General features: G+C 69.9%; 20 protein-coding genes and 2 pseudogenes. 9 read left to right on the top strand and 13 right to left on the bottom strand.

Going from position 1 to position 23,923, the window contains the following annotated elements:
- Window positions 1-58 precede the first annotated feature (58 nt).
- Complete coding sequence (locus ACFU3E_RS05360; protein ID WP_384152384.1) at window positions 59-856, top strand: carbon-nitrogen family hydrolase; 798 nt, start codon at window positions 59-61, stop codon at window positions 854-856.
- A 12-nt stretch (window positions 857-868) separates the two neighbouring features.
- Here the strand turns inward: ACFU3E_RS05360 and ACFU3E_RS05355 are convergent, their stop codons facing one another.
- The 6 genes and pseudogenes from ACFU3E_RS05355 to ACFU3E_RS05330 all read right to left on the bottom strand — a co-directional run bounded on the left by ACFU3E_RS05355 (window position 869) and on the right by ACFU3E_RS05330 (window position 6,216).
- The gene (locus ACFU3E_RS05355) at window positions 869-1,360 is read right to left on the bottom strand and encodes an LURP-one-related/scramblase family protein (protein ID WP_384152381.1); all 492 of its coding nucleotides are present in this window, start codon (window positions 1,358-1,360) and stop codon (window positions 869-871) included.
- Window positions 1,357-1,512 (bottom strand): annotated as a pseudogene (locus ACFU3E_RS05350) (AraC family transcriptional regulator); the annotation flags it as partial. The gene ACFU3E_RS05355 and the pseudogene ACFU3E_RS05350, both read right to left, overlap by 4 nt.
- 198 nt (window positions 1,513-1,710) lie before the next feature.
- Entirely contained in the window at window positions 1,711-1,965 is a 255-nt protein-coding gene (locus tag ACFU3E_RS05345) for a DUF6458 family protein (protein WP_031137490.1), read from the bottom strand.
- Window positions 1,966-2,052: 87 nt separating this feature from the next.
- Window positions 2,053-3,351 (bottom strand): M18 family aminopeptidase, encoded by a 1,299-nt coding sequence (locus ACFU3E_RS05340; protein ID WP_384152378.1) that lies wholly within the window; start codon window positions 3,349-3,351, stop codon window positions 2,053-2,055.
- A 76-nt stretch (window positions 3,352-3,427) separates the two neighbouring features.
- Window positions 3,428-5,254: an acyl-CoA dehydrogenase gene (locus ACFU3E_RS05335; RefSeq protein WP_384152374.1), complete on the bottom strand. Its 1,827-nt coding sequence runs from the start codon at window positions 5,252-5,254 to the stop codon at window positions 3,428-3,430.
- A 134-nt stretch (window positions 5,255-5,388) separates the two neighbouring features.
- Window positions 5,389-6,216 carry an intradiol ring-cleavage dioxygenase gene (locus ACFU3E_RS05330; RefSeq protein WP_384152371.1) on the bottom strand — a complete coding sequence of 276 codons (828 nt, stop codon included), beginning with the start codon at window positions 6,214-6,216 and terminating at the stop codon, window positions 5,389-5,391.
- Between the two features lie 179 nt (window positions 6,217-6,395).
- On the opposite strand from ACFU3E_RS05330, the gene ACFU3E_RS05325 reads away from it, so the two are divergent.
- Window positions 6,396-6,863 (top strand): SseB family protein, encoded by a 468-nt coding sequence (locus tag ACFU3E_RS05325; protein WP_190198038.1) that lies wholly within the window; start codon window positions 6,396-6,398, stop codon window positions 6,861-6,863.
- A 3-nt stretch (window positions 6,864-6,866) separates the two neighbouring features.
- On the opposite strand, the gene ACFU3E_RS05320 is transcribed toward ACFU3E_RS05325, so the two are convergent.
- Entirely contained in the window at window positions 6,867-7,604 is a 738-nt protein-coding gene (locus tag ACFU3E_RS05320; protein WP_384152368.1) for a TetR/AcrR family transcriptional regulator C-terminal domain-containing protein, read from the bottom strand.
- Window positions 7,605-7,750: 146 nt separating this feature from the next.
- Here ACFU3E_RS05320 and ACFU3E_RS05315 point away from each other — a divergent pair, with 146 nt between their 5' ends.
- The 3 genes from ACFU3E_RS05315 (at window position 7,751) to ACFU3E_RS05305 (ending at window position 11,562) form a co-directional block, all read left to right on the top strand.
- Window positions 7,751-9,250, top strand: a complete 1,500-nt coding sequence (locus ACFU3E_RS05315; protein ID WP_384152365.1) for an MFS transporter — start codon at window positions 7,751-7,753, stop codon at window positions 9,248-9,250.
- A 174-nt stretch (window positions 9,251-9,424) separates the two neighbouring features.
- Window positions 9,425-10,402 carry a pirin family protein gene (locus ACFU3E_RS05310; protein ID WP_384152362.1) on the top strand — a complete coding sequence of 326 codons (978 nt, stop codon included), beginning with the start codon at window positions 9,425-9,427 and terminating at the stop codon, window positions 10,400-10,402.
- 86 nt (window positions 10,403-10,488) lie between these two features.
- The gene (locus ACFU3E_RS05305; RefSeq protein WP_384152359.1) at window positions 10,489-11,562 is read left to right on the top strand and encodes an AI-2E family transporter; all 1,074 of its coding nucleotides are present in this window, start codon (window positions 10,489-10,491) and stop codon (window positions 11,560-11,562) included.
- Here ACFU3E_RS05305 and ACFU3E_RS05300 read toward each other — a convergent pair.
- Complete coding sequence (locus tag ACFU3E_RS05300) at window positions 11,517-13,655, bottom strand: SpoIIE family protein phosphatase (protein ID WP_384152356.1); 2,139 nt, start codon at window positions 13,653-13,655, stop codon at window positions 11,517-11,519. The genes ACFU3E_RS05305 and ACFU3E_RS05300 overlap by 46 nt on opposite strands.
- A gap of 179 nt (window positions 13,656-13,834) precedes the next feature.
- Between ACFU3E_RS05300 and aspS the strand changes: the two genes are divergently transcribed.
- A complete protein-coding gene (gene aspS, locus ACFU3E_RS05295) occupies window positions 13,835-15,598 on the top strand; it encodes an aspartate--tRNA ligase (RefSeq protein ID WP_384152353.1) in 1,764 nt (587 codons plus the stop codon).
- Between the two features lie 405 nt (window positions 15,599-16,003).
- Here aspS and ACFU3E_RS05290 read toward each other — a convergent pair whose 3' ends face one another.
- The gene (locus ACFU3E_RS05290; protein ID WP_384152350.1) at window positions 16,004-16,906 is read right to left on the bottom strand and encodes a hypothetical protein; all 903 of its coding nucleotides are present in this window, start codon (window positions 16,904-16,906) and stop codon (window positions 16,004-16,006) included.
- Window positions 16,907-17,275: 369 nt separating this feature from the next.
- On the opposite strand from ACFU3E_RS05290, the gene ACFU3E_RS05285 reads away from it, so the two are divergent.
- Window positions 17,276-17,695, top strand: a complete 420-nt coding sequence (locus ACFU3E_RS05285) for a hypothetical protein (protein WP_384152347.1) — start codon at window positions 17,276-17,278, stop codon at window positions 17,693-17,695.
- Between the two features lie 150 nt (window positions 17,696-17,845).
- Here ACFU3E_RS05285 and ACFU3E_RS05280 read toward each other — a convergent pair whose 3' ends face one another.
- Window positions 17,846-18,748 carry a helix-turn-helix domain-containing protein gene (locus ACFU3E_RS05280; RefSeq protein WP_384152344.1) on the bottom strand — a complete coding sequence of 301 codons (903 nt, stop codon included), beginning with the start codon at window positions 18,746-18,748 and terminating at the stop codon, window positions 17,846-17,848.
- Window positions 18,749-19,313: 565 nt separating this feature from the next.
- Between ACFU3E_RS05280 and ACFU3E_RS05275 the strand changes: the two are divergent.
- Together ACFU3E_RS05275 and ACFU3E_RS05270 are read left to right on the top strand one after the other, a co-directional pair.
- Window positions 19,314-20,190 (top strand): annotated as a pseudogene (locus ACFU3E_RS05275) (helix-turn-helix domain-containing protein).
- Window positions 20,187-20,399 (top strand): DUF397 domain-containing protein, encoded by a 213-nt coding sequence (locus ACFU3E_RS05270; RefSeq protein WP_384152340.1) that lies wholly within the window; start codon window positions 20,187-20,189, stop codon window positions 20,397-20,399. Before ACFU3E_RS05275 ends, ACFU3E_RS05270 begins: the two are co-directional and overlap by 4 nt.
- Here ACFU3E_RS05270 and ACFU3E_RS05265 read toward each other — a convergent pair.
- From ACFU3E_RS05265 to ACFU3E_RS05255, 3 genes are all read right to left on the bottom strand, one after another.
- Window positions 20,396-20,761: a PH domain-containing protein gene (locus ACFU3E_RS05265; RefSeq protein WP_248502888.1), complete on the bottom strand. Its 366-nt coding sequence runs from the start codon at window positions 20,759-20,761 to the stop codon at window positions 20,396-20,398. The genes ACFU3E_RS05270 and ACFU3E_RS05265 overlap by 4 nt on opposite strands.
- Before the next feature lie 84 nt (window positions 20,762-20,845).
- Window positions 20,846-22,561: a methionine--tRNA ligase gene (metG, locus tag ACFU3E_RS05260; protein ID WP_384152337.1), complete on the bottom strand. Its 1,716-nt coding sequence runs from the start codon at window positions 22,559-22,561 to the stop codon at window positions 20,846-20,848.
- A gap of 149 nt (window positions 22,562-22,710) precedes the next feature.
- Window positions 22,711-23,923 (bottom strand): VWA domain-containing protein (locus tag ACFU3E_RS05255; protein WP_384152334.1); only part of this gene is annotated, 1,213 nt, incomplete at its 5' end.

Here is a 23,923-nt window from a genome sequence, read left to right as displayed (position 1 = left end):
CTTTCGTGTGACGATCGTAGGCCCGTGTGGACGGCTTGAATGCCAGGACGGTGGTAGTGTGCGCGCCTCTGTGATCCAGATCGCCGTAAACGAGGACGAATCGGTCGAAGCGCGCCGCCGACGCGTGGCGGGCATGGTCCGGGAGCAGGCCGGGGCCGACCTCGTCGTCCTGCCGGAGCTGTGGACCACGGGTGCCTTCGCCTATGAGGAGTTCGGGCGCGAGGCCGAGCCGCTCGAGGGGCCGACGTACGAGGCGATGGCGAAGGCCGCGAGCGACGCGGGCGTGTGGCTGCACGCCGGTTCCGTCCCGGAACGGGACCCTGACGGACCCCTCTACAACACCTCCCTGGTCTTCTCCCCCTCCGGCGATCTGGCCGCCGCCTACCGCAAGATCCACCGCTTCGGCTTCGACAAGGGCGAGGCCGTGCTCATGGGCGCGGGCACGGAGCTGGTGACGGTGCGCCTGCCCGCGACGACCCTGGGCATCTCCACCTGCTACGACCTCCGCTTCCCCGAGCTCTTCCGCGGTCTCGTCGACGCCGGTGCCGAGACGCTCGTGGTGGCGGCGGGCTGGCCGGAGCGCCGCCGGTCCCACTGGACGCTGCTGGCCCAGGCCCGGGCGGTGGAGAACCAGTCGTTCGTCGTCGCGTGCGGAACGGCCGGGACGCACGCCGGAGTTCCCCAGGCCGGTCACTCGATCGTGGTCGACCCGTGGGGCGCGGTGCTGGCTCAGGCCGGTGCCGGCGAGGAGGTCCTCACGGTGGAGTTCGACCCGGGGAAGGTCGCGACGACCCGGGAGCAGTTCCCGGCCCTGAAGGACCGCATGCTGGGGCTCGAACCTCCTCGACGGCCCTGAGGCTCGGGCGGTTCAGTCCTCCCGCTCCTTCTCCGCCAGGTGGATCACACACACGGCCACCGCGATCAGCAGTGCGGGATCCGCGTCCTCGCGGACGACGTCCACGCCGTAGGTGTCCCGCAGCGTCAGCCACCGCCGGGAGATCACCGCCAGCAGCTCGCCGTCGTACTCGACGGCGAACTCCCGGTCGAGAATCTTGCCGCTGACGTCCAGCTCGTTGCCGTCGGCCAGGGACACCCGGTAGTGGTTGCGCAGCAGCGACAGCCGTTTCCTGCGGATCGTCGCCAGCGGCTCCCCGCTCCGCTGGAGCACCATGGTGTCGCGCAGGGCCAGCATCTTCTGGTGGATGTCCACGAGGACGCGCCCCTGGGTGTCCTTCAGCTCCCAGGTGTCCCGCAGCCGCAGGGCCTTGCCGTCGACGAGGAACACCTTGCTGCCGCGGTCGTCCTCGATCCAGTAGTCGTCACCGAAGCCGAGGAGCCGGTCGTACACGAGGAATCTCATGACACCAGGGCTTCCCCGCCGCCGCTTCCGAAACGCCGCCTGTAGGCCGACGGGCTGAGCCCGGTCGCCCGCCGCAGCCGCGCCCGCAGGTTGGCGGCGCTACCGAGCCCGCTCCGGGCCGCCACCACAAGCCGTACGGCCCCGGCCGCGATCTCATGTTCGAACCGGCGGGCAGCCTGACGGTGGGCGACCGGCACGACGACGTCCCGGGTCATGTGGATGCCACGGCGGGACATGAGCTGGGCTGAGGGCTGGTCTCCGGCTGCTGCCCATGGCGCGCAAGACCTCCTGGAGCGTTGCTCCAGGAGGCACCCGAGCCGCGCATCCCCTGCCGCTGGGGCGGGGAGGGTTCAGACCCCGTATCCGTCGCTGTACCCGTCGCGGCGGTGGTGGTGCGCCGCCGGGTCCTCGACGACCTGGGTCGTGGGGGGCACCACCACGCGCCGGCGCCTGGCGATGCTGCTGAACGTGGTGACGCCGATCAGTCCGACGATCATCAGAATGATGCCGACCAGGTCGAGGTTGACCCCCTGCATGTCCCAGTCGGTCGCGAACGTGAGGATGGCTCCCACGGCGATGAGGATGATGCATCCGCCGAGGCCCATGAGTGTCGCCTCCCTGTACGGTCCGGACGTTCCGGCCCCGCACACCAGGTACCCCCGCGGCGAACACCCATGCGGTACTGCCCTGTTCTACCTCTTCAGGAACGCCGTCAACGCGCCCGCGAGCAGGAACGGGTCGTCCGCGCCGCACAGTTCGCGTGCGCTGTGCATCGACAGGATGGCCACGCCGATGTCGACGGTCCTGATGCCGTGCCGGGCGGCGGTGATCGGGCCGATCGTGGTGCCGCAGGGCATGGAGTTGTTGGAGACGAACGACTGGAAGGGCACGGCGGCCGCCTCGCAGGCCGCCGTGAACTCCGCGCGGCCCGAACCGTCCGTGGCGTAGCGGTTGTTGACGTTGACCTTGAGGATCGGGCCGCCGTTGACGCGCGGGTGGTGCGTCGGGTCGTGCCGCTCCGCGTAGTTGGGGTGGACGGCGTGGCCGGTGTCGGAGGACAGGCAGACCGTGCCGGCGAAGGCGCGGGCCCGGTCCTCGTAGGAGCCGCCACGGGCGAACACCGAGCGCTCCAGCACGTTGCCGAGCAGCGGTCCGTCCGCGCCGGTGTCCGACTGGGAGCCGTTCTCCTCGTGGTCGAAGGCGGCCAGGACCGGGATGGACGCCGGGTGCGACGCGGAGGAGGCGACGGCCGCGAGGGCGGCCGTGCCGGCGTGCACCGACAGCAGGTTGTCCATACGCGGGCCGGCCAGCAGTTCGCGGTCGCGGCCCAGGTAGGCGGGCGGCTCCACGGAGTGCGTCATGAGGTCCCAGCCGGTGACCTCGCCCGTGGGAATCCCGGCCGTCTCCTCCAGGAAGGCGATCAGGTCGCCGTCGCGCACGTCGCCGCCGAGGCCCCAGACCGGCTGCAGGTGCCGCTGCTTGTCGAGCTTGAGGCCGTCCGCCGTCACCGAGCGGTCCAGGTGGATGGCGAGCTGCGGCACGCGCAGCAGCGGCCGGTCGACGTTGACCAGGCGCGTCGAGCCGTCGCGCAGGGTCAGCCGGCCCGCGAGGCCGAGGTCGCGGTCCAGCCAGGAGTTGAGCAGCGGTCCGCCGTAGATCTCCACGGCGACCTGGCGCCAGCCGTGCGCCCCGCTGTCGGGGATCGGCTTGACGCGCAGGTTGGGGGAGTCGGTGTGGGCGCCGACGATCCGGAAGGGTGTGTGGGGCGCGGCGCCCTCCGGCACGTACCAGGCGACGATCGCGCCGCCGCGCAGCACGTACTTGCCGCCGGTGGTCCCGTCCCACGCGTCCGTCTCGGCGACCTGCCTGAAGCCGGCCTTCTCCAGCCGCTCGGCGGCGGTCGCCACGGCGTGGTACGGCGTGGGGCTCGCCGCCAGGAAGGTCATCAGGTCGTCGGTGTGGCCGCGGTCGAAGCGGGCTGGTTCGGTCATGGGGACACCTTAACGACGGACGAGGGCCTGTTCCCCTGGGAAGGGAACAGGCCCTCGAACAGCGGACGTGAGGCGTCTAGAACGCGGCCTCGTCCAGCTCCATCAGGTCCAGCTCGACGCCCTCGGCGACCTTGCGGGCCAGGGTGACGCCCGGCAGGACGTTCGCGGCGAAGAACTTCGCGGCGGCGATCTTGCCGGTGTAGAAGGCCTTGTCCTTGGCGGAGGCGGTCTCCAGCTTCTCGGCGGCGACGGCGGCGCCCTTGAGCAGCAGGTAGCCGACGACGACGTCACCGGAGGCCATCAGCAGGCGGGTGGTGTTGAGCCCGACCTTGTAGATGTTCTTGACGTCCTGCTCGGTGGCCGCGAGGTCGGTCAGCATCAGGCCGACGATGGCCTCCAGCTCGACGGCGGCCTTGGCGAGGTGCTCGCGGGCGCCGGCCAGTTCCTCGCCGCCCGTGCCGAGGGCCAGGAACTTCTTGATGTCCTCGGCGAGGGAGTTCAGCGCGGAGCCCTGGTTGCGGACGATCTTCCGGAAGAAGAAGTCCTGGCCCTGGATCGCCGTGGTGCCCTCGTAGAGGGTGTCGATCTTGGAGTCCCGGATGTACTGCTCGATCGGGTACTCCTGCAGGAAGCCGGAGCCGCCGAAGGTCTGCAGCGACTGGGCGAGCTGCTCGTAGCCCTTCTCGGAGCCGTAGCCCTTGACGATGGGCAGGAGCAGGTCGTTCAGCGCGTGCTCGGTGGCGGCGTCCTCGCCCGCGGCCTCCTTGATCTGGATCGCGTCCTGGATCGAGGCGGTGTACATCACCAGGGCGCGCATGCCCTCCGCGTACGCCTTCTGCGTGATCAGCGCGCGGCGTACGTCCGGGTGGTGGGTGACGGTGACCTTGGGCGCGGTCTTGTCCATGAAGTTCGCGAGGTCGGGACCCTGGACGCGCTCCTTGGCGTACTCCAGCGCGTTCAGGTAGCCCGTGGACAGCGTGGAGATCGCCTTCGTGCCGACCATCATGCGGGCGAACTCGATGATGCGGAACATCTGGCGGATGCCGTCGTGCTTGTCGCCGATCAGCCAGCCCTTGGCGGGGTGCTGGTCGCCGAAGGTCATCTCGCAGGTGTTGGAGGCCTTGAGGCCCATCTTGTGCTCGACGTTGGTGGCGTAGACGCCGTTGCGCTCGCCCAGCTCGCCGGTCTCGAAGTCGAACAGGTACTTCGGGACGAGGAAGAGGGACAGGCCCTTGGTGCCGGGGCCGGCGCCCTCGGGGCGGGCCAGCACGTAGTGGAGGATGTTCTCCGACATGTCGTGCTCACCGGAGGTGATGAAGCGCTTCACGCCCTCGATGTGCCAGGAGCCGTCCTCCTGCTGCACGGCCTTGGTGCGGCCGGCGCCCACGTCGGAGCCCGCGTCGGGCTCGGTGAGCACCATGGTGGAGCCCCACTGCTTCTCCACGGCGACCTTGGCTATGTGCTTCTGGACCTCGTTGCCCTCCTCGAAGAGGATGCCGGCGAACGCCGGGCCCGAGGAGTACATCCAGACGGCCGGGTTGGCGCCCAGGATCAGCTCGGCGTACGCCCAGATCAGGGAGCGGGGCGAGGTGGTGCCGCCGATCTCCTCGGGCAGGCCGAGGCGCCAGTACTCGGAGTCCATGAAGGCCTGGTAGCTCTTCTTGAAGGAGGCCGGGACCGGAGCGGTGTTGGTCTCGGGGTCGAAGACCGGCGGGTTGCGGTCGGCGTCGATGAAGGACTCGGCCAGCTCGTTCTCCGAGAGGCGGGTCATCTCCTCCAGGATGCTCTTCGCGGTCTCGACGTCGGTCTCCTCGAACGGGCCGGTGCCGTACACCTTGTCGCGCCCGAGTACTTCGAAGAGGTTGAACTCGATGTCGCGGAGATTCGACTTGTAGTGCCCCATGGCGACGGCTCCCGGCTCCCTAGAGAGATCGGCGAGGCACTGGATCCTCGCGCTAGTTCACGTACCAACAAGTAGCTACGATGATGCTACCCGTCGGTAATAAGAAGCAACCCCGATCCCTCATCTGTGACAGGTCACACCGGAACGGTCAGTGACGCCGTGTAGCCCTCCGTCGCGCCGCCCTTCATCGCCGCCAGCTGCCGGCCGTAGCCGTCGCTGAAGATGTTGTCCGTCTCCAGGGAGACCCGGTCGAGGTTCGTCACGCTCTGGCTGTAGCCCTCCGCGCTGTACACCTCCTCGCAGGTGTCCTTCGGGAAGGCGAGCTGCGAGGTGTTCGTGATGGAGGTGGCCGCCGTGGCGTCGGCCAGACTGCCGTAGACCTCGAAGTGAATGTGCGGCCAGCGGCCGTCGTAGCAGCCGGGGAAGACGCTCTTGAACGTGACCTGGCCCTGGTCGTCCGTCTCCTGCACCCCCCGCAGGTAGTTCTCGTCCGTGACACCGTCCGAGTACAGGGAGTACTTGCCGTCCCGGTCGGCGTGCCACAGGTAGACGGCGGCGCCCTTCTTCGGCGTGCCGCAGCCGGAGGCGGCGTCCACGACCGTCAGCGTGACCGTCAGGGGAACGCCCTCGGCGGTGCCGCCCGCGGAGTCGCCGAAGCTCTTGGTGATGTCGCTGCGGACGACACCGCTCTCCTTCAGGACGTTCACGCCGTTCGAGCCGTCGCCGGGGTAGGGTCCCGCGGTCTCGTTCGGGATGGTCGCGCACTCGCCGGACGAGGCGGCCGAGGAGGAAGAAGACGAGGAGGAGGACGCCGAGGTGCCCTCGTCCGAGGTGCAGCCCACCAGTGGGACCAGGCTCGCGCCGGCCAGCAGCCGAATCATGCGGCGGCGGGCGAGGACGGGGAGGTCGTGGGAGAGACCTCGGTCGTGCTCGTGGACCTCGTCGTCGTGGTGTCGGTGCATGGCTGTCTCCTTGCTGGTGTGCTGCCGTGTCAGGTGCTCGCCCGTGCACGGCAGACGCTAGGAGCGGCAACTGTGGGAAGCCAGGGCGGCCGCTGTCGGTTCGCTGTCAAGCCGCTGTCGGTTCTGCCAGGGAGCCCGTCCCGGCCCGGCGCCCGGTCGCTCTCGGTACGCTTGCGCCCATGTACGGCTACGACCAGACAGCGGGCCCGCAAGCGCAGTACGCCCCTCCGCAGCAGCCGATGTCCGGCGGGTACGGGCAGCAGCCGCCGCTGTACCCCGAGCCGTCCCCGCCCTCCCTGACGGACGCGGTGCGCGCGTTCACCACCGGGCAGATGGCCGCCGAGGACTTCCAGCAGGTCTTCGCCACGTCGAAGGTGTACTGCCCGCGCGGCGACAACCCCGGCTTCCTCGCGCTGCACAACACCCAGCAGCCGGTGATCCCGATGTTCAGTACGCTCAAGGAGCTGCGCCGGTACGCGGGCAAGGAGTCCAAGTACTTCGTGATCACCGGCGCCGAGGTGCTGGACCTGCTGCCGACCGGCTACGGCTTCGTCCTCGACATGGAGGGCGAGCACCGCATGGTCTTCGACGCGAAGGCCGTGGAACAGATGGTCGAGTTCGCGATGCGCCGGATGTATGGCGGCTGACCTCTACTGCTTCGGCAGCCGCAGAGCCAGGCCGTCCAGGACGACCTCCAGGCCGTAGGCGAACTTCATGTCGCGCAGGGCGACGGGGTCGGTGGTCGCTTCCTCGGCCTCCGAGTGCGGAATGGCCAGGTGGGTGTGGTCCGCCGCGGCCCGTTGTGCCGCGGGCATCAGGCGGGCGATGAAGCCGGCCTCGGTCTCGCCGGACCGGGCGACCGTGGTGAGCCAGGCGGCCTCCGCGTTGCTCATGCCCATGACGTACGAGAAGACGGTCTCGATCGCCCGGCCCGGCTCGGGGAACCCCGCCGCGGTGAACAGGGCCGCGAGGCGCTCGGAGAAGCTCATGTAGTTGGGCCCGAGGTAGGCGAGCCCCGCCTGGCCCAGGACCAGGGTCAGCCAGGGGTGCCGTAGCGCCGTCGTACGGAAGGACCCGGCCGCCTCGGTCACCGCCGCGCGCCAGTCGGGGCTGTCGGCCGGCGGGACGTGGATCTCGGCGGCGACCTCGTCCACCGCGAGCTCCATCAGCTCGTCCTTCGTGGCGACGTGCCGGTACAGCGAGGTCGCGCCGGCGTTCAGGCGGGCGCCGAGCTTGCGCATGCTGAGCGCCTCGATGCCCTCGGCGTCGAGCATCGCGATCGCCTCGCGCACGATCGCGTCCCGGCTGAGCGCGGGCTGGTCGGTCCGGCGCTGCTCACGGGCCCAGACGGACGGGATCGGGGCCGCCTTCTTCGTGCTCCGGGTCATGAGTGTCCTCCCTGGTGGATCGTCGAGCCGCCTTCGTGCGAACAGCGTGCGCAGTCAGCGTACAGAACTCCAGGATTGCGCACGCTGTTCCGCTGTGCGTACAGTGTGCGCATCGCAGGAACGGTGTTCGCAGGAGGGGAACCGGAATGGATACTCGCAACCCACGCCGCTGGTGGATCCTGATCGTGCTGTGCCTCAGCACGCTGGTGCTGGTCGTCGACAACATGGCGCTGACCGTCGCGGTGCCCGCGCTGACCGAGGATCTCGGGGCGAGCGCCCAGGACATGCAGTGGATCCTCGACTCCTACACCCTGGTCTTCGCCGGACTGCTGCTGACCTCGGGCAGTCTGGGGGACCGCTTCGGGCGCCGGAAGGTGATGCTGATCGGGCTGCTGCTGTTCGGGGCGGCCTCGCTGGGGGCGGTGTTCTGCTCCACTCCCGGTGAGCTGATCGCGGTGCGGATCGCGATGGGCGTCGGCGGGGCGCTGATCATGCCCTCGACCCTGTCCATCCTGATCACCGTCTTCGACGAGGACGAGCGGCCCAAGGCGATGGCCGCGTGGGGCTCGGTGTCGATGCTGGGGCTGGTCGGCAGCCCGGTGCTCGGCGGGGTGCTCATCGACCACTTCGCCTGGCAGGCCGTCTTCCTGATCAACGTCCCGATCGTCGCTCTCGCCCTGCTGGCCGGTGTGCTGCTGATGCCGGAGTCGAAGGCGCCGTGGCAGAAGCCGGACCCGCTGGGCGCCGTGCTGTCCGCGGTGGGCATGACGGCCCTGGTGTGGTGGATCATCGAGATCCCGCAGCACGGTGCGTTCGAGGGCCGCTCCCTCCTCGTCCTGGCCGTCGCGGTGGCCGCCCTGGCCGGCTTCGTGATCCGGCAGAAGGCGGCCCCCTCGCCGATGGTCCCGCTGGTCCTCTTCCGGCACCGCAACTTCAGCGGAGGCTCGCTCTCCCTGGCGCTCGTCCAGATCGGCAACGCCGGCCTGCTGCTGGTCCTGACCCAGTACCTCCAGTTCGTCCTCGGCTGGTCCGCGGTCAAGGCGGGCCTGGCCTTCCTGCCTCTGGCCGTGGCCGCGCTGGCCGGCAACGCGGCCGGGGCACAGCTCGCGGTCAAGGTGGGCAACCGGTTCGTCATCCTCGGCGGGATGCTGCTGATGGCCGTCTCCTTCGGGCTGCTGACCACGCTCACCGCGGACAGCGGGTTCGCGGTCCCGGCCGTGGCGCTGGGGATCCTGGGGCTGGGGGCCGGCCTGGCGATGCCGGCCGCGGTGGCCGCGCTGATGGGCACCATCCCGGAGGACAAGGCGGGCGTCGGCTCGGCCCTCAACGACACCATCCAGCAGTCCGGAACCGCCCTCGGTATCGCGATCCTCGGCTCCCTGCTCACCGGCGGGTACGCGGACGAGATGCCGGCCGGCGCCCCCGAGCAGGCCCGGGAGTCCATCGGCGGAGCCCTGGCCGTCGCCGATGGCGACACGGGGCTGGTGCGGGCGGCCCGGGAGGCCTTCGCCGCCTCGATGTCGACGACCTTCACGATCAGTGCGTTCGGAGTCCTGGCCGCGGCGGTCGTGGCCACGCTGGTGATGCGGGACCGCAAGCCGGAACCTGCCGGGGCCGTGGGTGAGGAGCCCGAACTGGTCGCCTGACGCGGACGTACGAGGGCCGTCCCCCGCCGTGGGGTGGCGGCCTTTCGCCGTGCCGGTCTCCCGTGGTTCGCTGCGCCGTCCCCCGGGGCGGGAATGTCCTCCCGGTTTTCTCTGTTTGGGGTGGCAGGAAGTTCAACGCTCAACTAAACTGGGCGTACACGAGGAGGAACCGACATGCCTGCAGTGACCGTCGAGAACCCGTTGACGCTGCCCCGCGTGACCGCGCCGGCTGACGCCGTGGCACGTCCCGTGCTCACCGTCACGACCGCTCCGAGCGGTTTCGAGGGCGAGGGCTTCCCGGTGCGCCGGGCGTTCGCGGGAATCAACTACCGCCACCTGGACCCGTTCATCATGATGGACCAGATGGGTGAGGTGGACTACGCGCCGGGCGAGCCCAAGGGCACCCCGTGGCACCCCCACCGCGGCTTCGAGACCGTCACCTACATCATCGACGGGATCTTCGACCACCAGGACAGCCAGGGCGGCGGCGGCACCATCACCAACGGGGACACCCAGTGGATGACCGCGGGCTCGGGCCTGTTGCACATCGAGGCGCCACCGGAGCATCTGGTCATGTCCGGCGGGCTCTTCCACGGCCTGCAGCTGTGGGTGAACCTCCCGGCCAAGGACAAGATGATGCCCCCGCGCTACCAGGACATCCGCGGCGGCAACGTCCAGCTGCTGACCACGCCCGACGGCGGCGCGCTGCTGCGGGTCATCGCCGGTGAGCTGGACGGGCACGCGGGCCCCGGCATCACGCACACCCCGATCACGATGGTCCACGCGACGCTGGCGCCGGGTGCGGAGCTCACCCTGCCGTGGCGGGAGGACTTCAACGGGCTGGCGTACGTGCTGGCGGGCAAGGGCTCGGTCGGTGCCGAGCGCCGCCCGATCCACCTCGGCCAGACGGCGGTCTTCGGCGCGGGCGGCTCCCTGACCGTGCGGGCGGACGAGAAGCAGGACTCCCACACGCCGGACCTCGAGGTCGTCCTGCTCGGCGGGCAGCCGATCCGCGAGCCGATGGCCCACTACGGTCCATTCGTGATGAACACCCGGGAAGAGCTCCAGCAGGCCTTCGAGGACTTCCAGAAGGGCCGCCTGGGCACGGTCCCGGCGGTGCACGGGATGACGGAGAGCGGTCCGCAGGACTGAACCGGCACCCGGGGCCGCTGACGCCCTGTCACCCTGGCGGGCCGTCCTGACGGGACGGCCCGCCAGGCGCGTGGTCGGGTGGACCTGTGCAGGCCTTCACCCCGCTGCTCCCCGAAGCCGCCCGTCGCCTCGCCGCCTGGTGTGCCGTTGCGCTGCTCGTCGCCGGGGTCGTCTACGTCGGGATCCGGCTGGTCGTGGAGTTCCGGACCGCCGTCGTGCCCGTGCTGCTCGCGCTGCTGGGGACGGCGCTGCTCGGGCCGCTGCACCGGCGGCTCGTGGAGGCCGGAGTGAACCGGTCGGTCGCGGCCGGGCTCACCTGTGTCGCGGTGGTCGCCGTGGTCGGCGGGGCCGTGTACATCGTGGTCGCCGCGCTCATCGACACGGGTGACGAGATCGTCGCCTCCCTCAAACAGGCCGCCCGCGGGATCTCCGACCATTTCGGCGCGGCCGGCACCTCGCTGGACGACCTCGCCACCAACGCCCGGGAGCTGCTGGGCAAGTTCGGCGGTACGGCAGCCTCCGGCGTGATCAGCGGCGTCAGCGTGGTCGGCGAGTCCATCGCCATGGCCGTCCTCGCGCTGCTGCTCGTCTTCTTCTTCCTGCGCGACTCCGACAGGGCCGCCGGGACGCTGCGGGCCCTGTCGCCCCGCGGGTCGGCCGACACTCTGGAGGCCATGGCGCGGCGGGCCCTGAGGGCCGTCGAGGGGTTCATGCGCGGCACCACCCTCATCGCCCTCATCGACGCCCTGCTCATCACCGTGGGACTGCTCGTCCTCGACGTGCCGGGCGCGGCCGGGCTGGGCGCGCTGGTCTTCGTCGGCGCCTACATCCCCTACCTCGGCGCCTTCATCTCGGGAGCCCTGGCCGTGCTGGTGGCGCTGGCCGACCGGGGATTCGTGATCGCGCTGTGGGCGCTCGGCGTGGTCCTCGCGGTGCAGGTGCTGGAAGGGCACGTCCTCCAGCCGATGATCCAGAGCCGGACCGTGCAGATGCACCCGGCGGTGGTGATGGTGACGATCACAGCCGGGGCGTCCGTCGCCGGAGTGCTCGGCATGCTGCTGGCCGTGCCGCTCACCGCCGCGGCCTTCGGGGTCGTCCAGGAGCTGCGCACCCGCTACGGCGACCAGGAGCCGTCGCCCGAGCCGTCCACGGACTCGTAGAGCTCGAACCAGATGCTCTTGCCCTCGCCGCGCGGGTCGACCCCCCAGGCGTGCGCGAGCAGTTCGATCAGCACCAGGCCGCGGCCGGAGGACGCCAGCTCCCCGGGTCTGCGCTTGTGCGGCAGGTCGTCGCCGCCGTCCGTGACCTCGATGCGCAGCCGCCGCCCGCCCACCTCGCCCGTGATCTCGGCGACCAGCAGTGCGTCGGAGTCGGTGTGCACGAGGACGTTCGTCAGCAGCTCGGACAGCAGCAGCACCGCCGAGTCGACCTGGTCGGGCGCGACCCAGTCATGCAGCAGCTCGCGCAGCTGCTGCCGGGCGACCGCGACCCGCTCGGGCTCTGCCTGCGCCACGGTCAGCACCGAGCGCCGTACCGGAGGCCGCACGGTCATCGCGTCACCGCAGCCGCACCCGTCTCCGTCCCGGCTCAGCAGCAGCATCGCGATGTCGTCCTCGCGCCGGTCCGCCAGGGGGCCGGTGGTGTGGTGCGAGGACGGCCCGTGCACGGCCTGCACCAGGGCGTCGGCGAGTTCCTCCAGATCGCCCTTGTGGTCCTCCAGGATCACGCGCAGCCGCCGCCAGCCGGTGTCCAGGTCGTGGCCGCCGGTCTCGAGCAGGCCGTCCGTGCAGATCAGCATGGTCTCGCCGGGCTCCAGCTCGAGGCGGGTCGTGGGGTAGTCGGCATCCGGGTCGATGCCCAGGGGCAGACCGCCCGACGTCGGCCGCGTCAGCACCGTCCCGTCGGCCATCCGGATCGCCGGGTCCGGGTGCCCGGCACGGGCGATGTCCAGCACTCCCGTCGCCGGGTCGACCTCGACGTACACGCAGGTCGCGAAGCGCGGGTCGGCCGGGTCCTCGTCGCTGATGCCGTGCAGGAATCGGGAGGCACGCGTCAGCACCGCGTCCGGGCGGTGGCCCTCCGAGGCGTAGGCCCGCAGGGCGATCCGCAACTGGCCCATCAGCCCCGCCGCCCGCACGTCATGGCCCTGGACGTCCCCGATGACCAGGGCGAACCGCCCGCTGGGCAGCGGGATCACGTCGTACCAGTCGCCGCCGACCTGGAGGCCGCCGCCGGTGGGGACGTAACGGGCGGCGACGCTCATACCCGGGATGCGCTGCGGGCCGAGCCTCGGCAGCATCGTGCGCTGGAGGCCGTCGGTCAGGGCGCGTTCGCTCTCGGCCACGCCGGCGCGCGTCAGGGCCTGCGCCAGCATGCGTGCCACCGTCGCCAGCACGGACCGCTCGTCCGGGGTGAACGCGACCGGGTAGGTGAACGCCGCCATCCACGCTCCCATCGTGCGCCCGGCCACGGTCAGTGGCAGGAACGCCCAGGAACGGCGGCCGAAGCGCTCGGCGAGCGGCCAGGTCAGCGGATAGCGGGCCTTGTACTGCTCGGCGGAGGACAGGTACACGGCCCGGCCGGTCCGCACCACCTCGGCGGCCGGGTAGTCCGTGTCCAGCGGCATGTCCGAGAAGGGGCTCTCCGTGCCTCGCTGCTGCCCGTGGTGGCCGATGATCGTCAGGTGATCCCCCGAGACCCCGAACACCGCCAGCCCGTCCGGCGAGAACCCGGGCATCGACAGATTCGCCGTCACCCGCAGGACCTCCTGGGTGGAGCGCGCCTCGGCCAGTGCCCGGCCCGCGTCCAGCAGGAACGCCTCCCGTGAGCGTCGCCAGTCCCCGGTGACCGCGCTGCGCCCGGCCGGGGTGCCCGGAGTCGGCTCGGTGACCTCCTGGAGCGTGCCGATCAGCCGGTACGCCTTGCGGGCCCGGTCGAAGGACGGCTTGGAGCGGCTGCGGACGATCCGGACGACCCGGCCCTGCTCGTCCATGATCCGGATCCGGACCTCGGCGAGGGTGCCCTCGGCCACGGCCAGCTGGATCACGCCGGTGATCTCGTTCCAGTCGACCGGGTGCAGCCGGGCCCGGGCCTGGGCCTCCGTGAGGCTGACCTGCTCGGCGGGCAGCCCGAGCAACCGGGCTGCCTCGGCATCGACCGTGACCAGTCCGGTGGCGGTGTCCCAGTGCCACAGGCCGGTCGCGAGGGCGGCGAGAGCCTCCCCCACGGCGGGCAGAGGCTCGCCAGTGCGCATTGCCCTACTTTAAGAAGAGGCGGTCGAACACTGCCACTGATAGTGGACGCGCGCCCGAACAACGGTGACCGGGTGCTCGATCGACAACTGTGGAGAGCCGATCTTCGCCTGCCCGGTACGCTGGGGACGCGTTTCACGTGAAACACAGACCCCGATCAGCGAAGACTGGATGAACGACGATGCATCGGTACAGGTCCCACACCTGCGGCGAGCTCCGCTCCTCTGACGTCGGCAGCGACGTCCGGCTGAGTGGCTGGCTGCACAATCGGCGCGACCTGGGCGGCATCCTCTTCATCGATCTGCGCGATCACTACGGCATCACGCAGCTCGTGGCCCGTCCCGGCACCCCCGCCTACGAGGCCCTCGACAAGCTCTCCAAGGAGTCGACCGTCCGTGTCGACGGCAAGGTCGTCTCCCGGGGCGCCGAGAACATCAACCCCGAGCTGCCGACCGGTGAGATCGAGGTCGAGGTCGGCGAGGTCGAACTGCTCGGCGCGGCCGCCCCGCTGCCGTTCACGATCAACACCGAGGACGGGGTCAACGAGGAGCGGCGCCTGGAGTACCGCTTCCTGGACCTGCGCCGCGAGCGCATGCACCGCAACATCCTGCTGCGCACGTCGGTCATCTCGGCGATTCGCCACAAGATGACGGCGCTGGGCTTCAACGAGATGGCGACGCCGATCCTGTCCGCGACCTCCCCCGAGGGCGCCCGTGACTTCGTCGTCCCCTCCCGCCTGAACCCGGGCAGGTTCTACGCCCTTCCCCAGGCGCCCCAGCAGTTCAAGCAGCTGCTGATGATCTCCGGCTTCGACCGGTACTTCCAGATCGCGCCCTGTTTCCGGGACGAGGACGCGCGCGCCGACCGCTCGCCGGGCGAGTTCTACCAGCTCGACATCGAGATGAGCTTCGTCGAGCAGGAGGACGTCTTCCAGCCCGTCGAGAAGCTCATGACCGAGCTGTTCGAGGAGTTCGGCAACGGCCGCCACGTCACCTCGCCGTTCCCGCGGATCCCGTTCCGCGAGGCGATGCTGAAGTACGGCTCCGACAAGCCCGACCTGCGCGCCCAGCTCGAACTCGTCGACATCACCGACATCTTCGAGGGCTCGGAGTTCAAGGCGTTCGCCGGCAAGCACGTGCGGGCCCTGCCCGTGCCGGACGTGTCCGGCCAGCCCCGCAAGTTCTTCGACCAGCTCGGTGACTACGCCGTCTCGCAGGGAGCCAAGGGCCTGGCCTGGGTCCGTGTCGCCGAGGACGGCTCGCTGACCGGCCCGATCGCGAAGTTCCTCACCGAGGAGAACGTCGCCGAGCTGACCAAGCGCCTCTCCCTGGCCGCCGGCCACGCGGTCTTCTTCGGCGCGGGCGAGTTCGACGAGGTCTCCAAGATCATGGGCGCGGTGCGGGTGGAAGCCGCCAAGCGTGCCGGGCACTTCGAGGAGGGCGTCTTCCGGTTCTGCTGGATCGTCGACTTCCCGATGTACGAGAAGGACGAGGACACCGGCGCGATCGACTTCTCGCACAACCCGTTCTCCATGCCGCAGGGCGGTCTTGAGGCCCTGGAGACCCAGGACCCGCTGGACATCCTCGGCTGGCAGTACGACATCGTCTGCAACGGCGTCGAGCTGTCCTCCGGCGCGATCCGGAACCACGAGCCGGAGATCATGCTCAAGGCCTTCGAGATCGCCGGGTACGACCGCGAGACCGTCGAGGAGAAGTTCGCCGGCATGCTGCGCGCCTTCCGCTTCGGCGCCCCGCCGCACGGCGGCATCGCCCCGGGCGTCGACCGCATCGTCATGCTGCTCGCCGACGAGCCCAACATCCGCGAGACCATCGCCTTCCCGCTCAACGGCAACGCCCAGGACCTGATGATGGGCGCGCCGACGGAGCTGGAGGAGGCGCGGCTGAAGGAGCTGCACCTGTCGGTGCGCAAGCCACAGCCGAAGTAGGCGACCGCTCGGGAGTGGCTCGGAACCGGCGCCGGTTCCGAGCCGCTTTCGTACCCAGGGTTCATACCCAGCCCTCACTCAGGATCCTGACGGGCACGCTCCCCAGCTTCCCTTCCCATGACGGGACAGGAGACGGCCCAAGGGCCGAAACCCAAAAGGGATCTGACACGCCGCAAGGGCGTCGCCGCGGGCGCCGGTGCGGTGGTCGCGGCAGGTGTCGGCGGTTCGTTCGCGGCGGGCGCGTTCGCCGGTGAGGGAGACGGGTGGGGCGGACGCGTACAAGTCGTCCGCCCCATAGTCACATAAATGGACTTCTATCCAACCCGTTGACCCGGAAGGGGCTCGGGTGCGGAGAGCGTGGCGGTGACGGGGCAGCCGGGCGGGCCCGGGCTGTGGGCGCTCCGATCACCCGTCGGCGAACAGGTCCTCCGCGGTGGTGGCCGTCAGGGAGCGGTCGAACCAGAGGGTGAGGGTGTCGAGGTCGGTGCAGGTGGTGATGCGGTCGCGGATGGCTTCGGGGATGGGGATGCCGCGCTTGTCCAGCACGCTCAGGATGGACTCGGCCTTGCCCTCCGCCTTGCCTTCGGCCTTGCCTTCGGCCTTGCCCTCCAGGTACGTCTCCTCGAAGAGGGTTCCCCTGCCCGGGAAGTAAGTGGCGACCATCTTCTCCAGCTCTCTCCATGTCTCCCGGACCGGAGTGTTCTCCAGTCCGACTTCCAGCCATTCGCACCAGTACTTCGCTGTGGCTCTGTCGAACGACCGCATCCCGCGGGCCAGCAATTCCAGTATGGCGGCCGCGTTCGCGCTGTCGCTATGGACGATGGCCGAGAAGGTGGCCAGCGCCGGTTGCCGTGCTACCACGGACTCGTCGGTGATTTCCGGAACGTTGTCGGGGCCCAGCACGAAGGGGCGGGTGCTCTGCGTCGTCCACGTTCGGACGCGACACTCGAAGGGTCCCGCCGCCCAGGACGCGGTCGACCGGTTCTTGCAGACGGCGACGAGCAGCACGGGCATGCCGTACTTCGCGTGCAGGTGCGCCACGTAATAGGACCAGCTGAATCCCTTGCCAGGGGTCCGAGCGGTCTGTGCCTCGACGGCGATGAGAAAGCCGTCTCCCTCGGACGGCTCGACCTTGAGCACCGTATCCACCCGGCGCTCCAGCGGCTTGATCTCCGTGGCGTCGGGCGTGAGGGCCTCGATGGTCGCCTTTGCGGGCGGTGGCAGACCCAATGCCTCGAAGACGGGAGCGAGAACCTCCGGATGGTCCTGGAAGATCCGGTGCGAGCTCTCATGGGTTGATGTGACCATGTGCGCAAGCTAGGTCCAGCGGAGAGGGCGCATCCGATGAACTGGTTGCGTTCACTCTTCCGGGAGCGGCACAACGACGTGGCTCTGAGCCCTGGCGTGCTGAAGGCCCTTCGGCTGACCGGGACGGACTGAGGCACGGCGAGAGGGCCCGCGCACATCGTGCGCGGGCCCCTGCCCGGACCGGCCCGCCGGCCTTCCGCCCTACATCAAGTACTCGATGTGCCAGGGGAATTGATGAGCCGTTGGATCGGGGTCGCGCGGTGGTCCGGGGTGGGAGACCGAAGGCCGCGCCCCGATCGGGCGGTGCGGGGCGGGCGGGCAGCTGGTTACATGGGAAGCGCGGTCGGCGAAGCGATAAATGGGGGGCGCGTGGACGAGCGTGAGGACGAGATCCTGGCCGATGAGCTTGCCGCTCTGGCTGCTGCCGGTGGGGGTGGCGGCGGCTTGACCCGGTTCGTCGCCAAGCTGATGAGGAAGAACGTTCACGAGATCGACCTGGTCGTCGCGTTGCCGTTCGAAGACGCCGTCGAGCGCGTCGCCCAAGTGCTGGGACGAGCAGGGCGAACGGTCGACGCCGTCTCTGAACCCGGTGCGGACCAGCGGACGATCCGTGTCGTTGCCGGCGGTGGCTATGGCGGCATGAACCCCGTCGTGGTCACTGCACGGGTGACGAGGGGTGAGGTGTCCACCTCGGGTGTCAGGCTCCGCGCTGCTGCCAAGGAGGGCTTGATCAGGCAGCGGGCGGGCGAGCGGACCGCTGCCCGTCTCGCGGCGTTGCTGGCCATCTAGGGGGCCGAGTTCGAGGAAGTCGCGGCCCTCGCGCCCGAGGCTGTACGGCGCCGCCCGAGTGGCAGACCGGTGCCGTCCATGGAGGGAGAAAGTCCCGTATGGGGCGGTAGTGGCGACAGGCGGCCTGCCGTGTGGTGTCCGGTGTGATGGTCATGGCGTTCGCTTCTCCGCGCATCCCTGGCAGTTGTGTGGGTCGGGGCCGCGGTAGCCGCGGTCGCAGGAGTCGCAGTTGCGGAGTGGGTGCCGGGCGGGCGGGGGCGGTTCGGGCGTGCGGTACGGCGGCAGGGGCGGGAGCCCGGCGGTGAGGCGGTGGGCGAGGAGCGCGGCCGGGCGGCGCAAGGGCTCTGCCGGCAGGTCGCTGGTCAGGGCCTGACGTACGGCGGTGGAGGTGAGGTCCCGCTCCAGCCAGGCGGCGACTCCGGGGGCGAGGTGTTCGGCGTCGGTGGCGGAGAGCAGCAGGCGGGGGTCCGTGCGGCGGAGGCCGGCGAGGACGTCGGTGGCCGCCTGGAGCAGGGCGGGGGAGCTGTACGCGGGCTTCGGTACGGCAGGGAGGGCCCGGCGGCGTGCGGGTTCCTGCTGCGGGGCGCCGGCCGCTCGGCGGGCAGGGGGCCTGGCCGGTGCCGTTTCGGACGGGTCGCCGTCGCGTCGGCGGCCCGGCTGGTTGCAGGAGACGGTGCGGGTGACGATGCGGCCGGTCGCCGTGCGCTCGCGGGTGCGGCGGAGATAGCCATGGGCCTCGAGTTCGCGGAGGGCGGCGGAGATCCGGGTCGGGCCCTCGGGGAAACGGGCGGCGAGGGTCTTGATGCCGACGCCGGCGCCGGTGGGCAGCGACTGGATGTGGCAGGCCAGGCCGATCGCCAGCAGCGACAGGTCCGGGTGCTGGGTGAGGTGGTTGCCGATCACCGTGAAGCGGGTGGTGTGGCGGGCGTTGTCGTGGATGACGCCGCCGGGGCGGGCGTTCGTCTGCGTGTGCTGAGTCCGCCGGTGCGGGTGGTTTTTGCCGCTGTTACGGGACTGGGCGTGCGGGCGCACGCTAGTGTTTTGGGTGTCCATCGGGAAGGTGCTTTTCCTTGGTGGTCAGGCCCTCGCACTGGGATGCCAGTCCCGGCGAGGGCCGTTGCATGTCTGGGGTTGTCGTGCCGTGCTGCTTGGTGTTGCGCTGAGCGTAGGGCAGGCAACCGGTGCCGAATCCAGCTCAGTTGGTGATGTTCACTCGGGCGGGTGAGGGCGAGCCGTGAGCGTGAGCCGTGAGCGTGAGCCGTGGGCGGGTGGGGTGGGGCTTGGTGCGGTTTCTTTCTCTCCAGTGGTCCTTGAGAAGACCGCCGACGGCACCGGAGCACACGCGGTCGGGTTCCGGTTCTCGTGCCGTTTCCGCTGGTCCAGGTGTTGGATCGCGTTCCGCCTGGGCGCTGGAGTGGTCGGTGGGCGCGAGGACTTGGGTCGACTGTTCCTGGTTCACGTCACTGAGCGTGGGGGTGCCTGCTTACCGCGCCCAGTGACAAAGTCGATACGTAGGGTGACTGTCCAGGGCTTGTCGGCCGTTGTCCGGACAGCCGGAAGCGGGCCTACGGGTAAGGACGTTGCGGCACGGCACGGCGGTACGACGGAGGGGTGCGGTATGTCGGTCGATGGAGAGGTGCAGCGGCTCAAGAGCGAGGCCGATGAGCCGGGGTGGGAGGTGGACCCGGACGACGAGTGGGGCGTGGCGGTACTCGCCACGGTGGGAAGGCAGTTGAAGCTGCGGCGGGAGGCGGTGGGGATGCGGGCAGCCGACTTCGCGGTGGCGGTCGGATACGGGGAGGACCTGGTCTACAAGGTCGAGGGCGGGAAGCGGTTTCCGCGGCAGGAGTACCTGGAGCGGGCCGACGAGGTGCTGGACGCGGGCGGGCTTGTCGCTGCGGCTTGGGAGGACGTGAAGAAGGTCCGGTATCCGAAGAGGGTTCGGGAGCTGGGCAAGTTGGAGGCCAAGGCGGTCGAGATCGCTCTGTACGAGTGCCACATCATCCCTGGGCTGCTGCAGACGCCGGAACACGCACGATCGGTGATAGGGGCAGCGCAACCGCCGTACTCACCAGACGATGTGGAACGCATGGTGGCCGCTCGACTCGCCCGGCAGTCGGTCTTCGATCGGTCACCCGCACCAGCGCTCAGGTTCGTCCTGGAAGAGGGGGGTCCTGCGGCGTCCCATCGGAGGCACAATGGCGTGGCGTCAGCAGCTTGAACGTCTGCTGGAGGTGGGGCGGTTGCACAAGGTCGTGCTTCAGGTGATGCCGATGGACTGCGACACCCACTCCGGCCTGGACGGTCGGATTGAGTTGCTGAAGTTCCCGGATGGCACGGCCGTGGGGCGCTCCGATGGTGCGTTCAACGGTCGGCCGATCTCCGAATTCAAACACCTGCGCGTCCTTGAGTTGCGGTATGGCACCATCCGGGCTCAGGCGCTCTTTCCGCGGGAGTCGCTGGCCTTTATCGAGCTACTGCTGGGAGAGACATGATCCGCAAGAGCACCGCCGGGGACACCTCCGAGCTGGCGTGGTTCAAGAGCAGCTACAGCGGCGGCAATGACGGCAACTCCTGCGTCGAGATTGCCGTCACCCCCGGCACCGTGCACGTCCGCGACTCCAAGAACGTCGAGGGTCCTCAGCTTGCGATCACGCCCCGCGCGTGGGCGGACTTCCTGCCCTGCGCCGCGGAAAGCCGTTAGCGCGCCACGAACTGGGTCAGGATCGCCTGGACCTCGTAGATGTCGACGCCCTTGGTGAAGGTCTTCTCGATGGGGGTCGGGGTGCCGGAGATCCAGATCTTCAGTTCGGCGTCGAGGTCGAAGGTGCCGGCCGTCTCCACCGCGAAGTGGGTGATGCTGCGGTAGGGGACCGAGTGGTACTCGACCTTCTTGCCGGTGATGCCCTGCTTGTCGATCAGGATCAGGCGGCGGTCGGTGAAGAGGATGGTGTCGCGGATCAGCAGGAACGCGGCGTGGACCTGCTCGCCGTGGCCGAGGAGCCGGGCGTAGTCCTGCTGGGCCGAGGCCGGGTTCACGGTGTGTGCGTTGCCGAAGAGCGCCATGGGTGATCCCCCCTGTGGTTGGCCAGGTGCCTCCGCCATCCTACGGACAGAGGCCCCTGACCGGGGGTGGGTGTGCGGCGCGGGTTACGCGGACTCGCCGCCGAAGCGCTCCTTGTACGATTCCAGGTCCTCGTCCGTGAGCTTGGCGAACAGGACCGGCGGGATGGTGAAGGGGGTGCCGGCGGGGACGGCGGTGAGGGACTTCGCCTCGTCCTGGGTGACCCAGACCGCCGTGTCGTTCTCCAGGGAGAACGCCTCGCGCATCTTCTTCGCCGACGTCGGGATGAACGGCTCGGAGACCACCGCGTAGAGGTGGATCAGGTTCATCGCCGTACGCAGGGTGAGCGCGGCACCCTCCGGGTTGGTCTTGATCTCCAGCCAGGGGGCCTTCTCCTCCAGGTAGGAGTTGCCCGCCGACCACAGGGCGCGCAGCGCGGCCGCCGCCTTGCGGAACTGGATGGCCTCCATCTGGGACTCGTACTCCGCGAGCAGCCGGGCGATCTCCTCACCCAGCTTCGCCTCCGCATCGCCGGGCTCGGCGCCCGCCGGGACCTCTTCGCCGAAGCGCTTCTTGGAGAAGGACAGGACGCGGTTGACGAAGTTGCCGAGGGTGTCGGCCAGGTCCTTGTTCACCGTGGCGGTGAAGTGTTCCCACGTGAAGGACGAGTCGTCCGACTCCGGGGCGTTCGCCATCATGAAGTAGCGCCAGTAGTCGGCGGGCAGGATGTCGAGGGCGTCGTGCGTGAAGACGCCCCGCCGCTGGGACGTGGAGAACTTGCCGCCGTAGTAGTTCAGCCAGTTGAAGGCCTTGATGACGTCGACCTTCTTCCACGGGGCGCGGGTGCCCAGCAGGGTCGCCGGGAACATCACGCTGTGGAAGGGGACGTTGTCCTTGCCCATGAACTGCGTGTAGTGGACGTTCGCATCCGACTCCCACCACCAGGAGCGCCAGTCGCGGTTCTCCGGGTCCTGGTCCGCCCACTCCTTCGTCGCGCCGATGTACTCGATCGGGGCGTCGAACCAGACGTAGAAGACCTTGCCCTCCGCGGCGAGGTCCGGCCAGGTGTCCGCGGGGACCGGGACGCCCCAGTCCAGGTCACGGGTGATCGCGCGGTCGTGCAGGCCCTCCGTGAGCCACTTGCGGGCGATGGAGGAGGCCAGCACCGGCCAGTTGTCGGCGCGCTCGTCGACCCATGCCTCGACCTCGCCGGCCAGCGCCGACTGGAGGAGGAAGAGGTGCTTGGTCTCGCGGATCTCCAGGTCGCTGCTGCCGCTGATCGCGGAACGGGCGTCGATGAGGTCCGTCGGGTCCAGGACGCGCGTGCAGTTCTCGCACTGGTCGCCGCGGGCCTTGTCGTAGCCGCAGTGTGGACACGTGCCGATGATGTAGCGGTCGGGCAGGAAGCGGCCGTCGGCGTTCGAGTACACCTGGCGGATCGAACGCTCCTCGATGAAGCCGTTCGCCTTCAGCTCGCGGGCGATCTCCTGCGTGATCTCGTGGTTCTGCGGGGAGGAGCTGCGGCCGAAGTAGTCGAAGGCCAGGTTGAAGCCGTCGTAGATCGCCTTCTGCTGGTGGTGTGCCTCGGTGCAGAACGCGTCCACGGGCACGCCCTGTTCCTTCGCGGCGAGCTCCGCCGGGGTGCCGTGCTCGTCCGTCGCGCAGATGTAGAGGACCTCGTGGCCCCGCTGGCGCAGGTAGCGGGAGTAGACGTCCGCCGGGAGCATGGACCCCACCATGTTGCCCAGGTGCTTGATCCCGTTGATGTACGGAAGGGCGCTGGTGATGAGGTGTCGAGCCATCGCGGGCTGCTCCCAAGTCGCTACGCGGGGTGACGATCTCGTGGTCTCGGTCGTCTACGGAACCTTGAAATCGTAGCTGACACGGCTACGCCGCCCGCCTCCCCTTTTACGAGGTGGGAAGCGGGCGGCGTCGGGTGGGCCGGGGAGGGTTACGGGCGCCAGTTCGCCAGTACGCCCTCGTAGAGCTCCTTGTCCGTGAGCTCGCGGGGGGTTTCGCCGGCGAGGAAGTGGGACGTGTTGGGGGTCTTGAGCTTGCGGAGGTAGTCGAAGGCCTTGTTCTCCGGGTCTCCGAAGGCGACGAAGGAGAAGAACACGGCGGGGTGGGTCTTGGCCGCGTCGGTGAGGGCCTGGGTGGCGGGGGTCTTCGCGTCCGGGGCACCGTCGGTCTGGAAGATCACCAGGGCGGGGGAGGCGGGTTCTGCCGTCTTGCCGTGGTGGGCGAGGACCGCTTCCACCGCTGCGTGGTAGCTGGTGCGGCCCATGCGGCCGAGGCCGGCGTGGAGGTCGTCGATCTTGTTCTCGTGGTCGGTGAGGGTGATCTCGCCGGTGCCGTCGAGTTCGGTGGAGAAGAAGACGACCGGGACGGTTGCCTCGGGGTCGAGGTGGGCCGCGAGGGCGAGGGTCTGCTCTGCGAGGGCCTGGGCGGAGCCGTCCTTGTAGTACGGGCGCATGGAGGCGGAGCGGTCGAGGACGAGGTAGACCTTGGCTCGGGTGCCGGTGAGGGCGTTGGTCTCGAGGGTGGTGGTGGCGGCCTTGTAGGCGGTGGTGAGGCCGGGGGCGTGGGTCTTGACGCGGGTGAGGGGGAGGGCGGGGCCGGCCTCGGCTTCGCCTTCGGCCGTGTCTTTCCCACCCGCACCACCCGTGCTGCTTTCGTCGTCGGGTGCGGGTGGCCCCTGCGGGGCCTGGTCGCCGTCGGCGGCCGCGGGTGCGGGGGCCGCGGGTTCCGGGGCCGCATCGGCCTCGGCCGCCTGCGTGGCCTTGGGGGCGGCCTTCGGCTTCGCTTTGGGCTCGGGCTTCGGCTTCGCCTCGGCGGACGCCTCTTCGGCGGGCACGGCGTCGGCCTCGGCCACGGCCTCAGAGGTCGTCTCGGGCTTCGCCTTCGTGCTGGCGGCGGCCTTCGGCGCGGGCTTCGGCTTCGCCTCGGACTCTGCCTTCGGCTTCGCGTCGGCTGTGGGCTTGGCCTCGGCTTCGGGCGTCGGCTTCGCGTCGGCTGTGGGCTCGGCCTCGGGCGTCGGCTCGGGCTCGGGCTCGGGCGTCGGCTTCGCGTCGGCTGTGGGCTTGGCCTCGGGCGTCGGCTCGGGCTCGGGCTCGGACTCTGCCTTCGGCTTCGCGTCGGCTGTGGGCTTGGCCTCGGCTTCGGGC

The sequence above is a fragment of the Streptomyces sp. NPDC057424 genome, assembly GCF_042803315.1.
Taxonomy (GTDB): domain Bacteria; phylum Actinomycetota; class Actinomycetes; order Streptomycetales; family Streptomycetaceae; genus Streptomyces.
The sequence above is the reverse complement of the archived record's forward strand: the minus strand, read 5'-3'. Positions and strand labels throughout refer to the sequence as shown.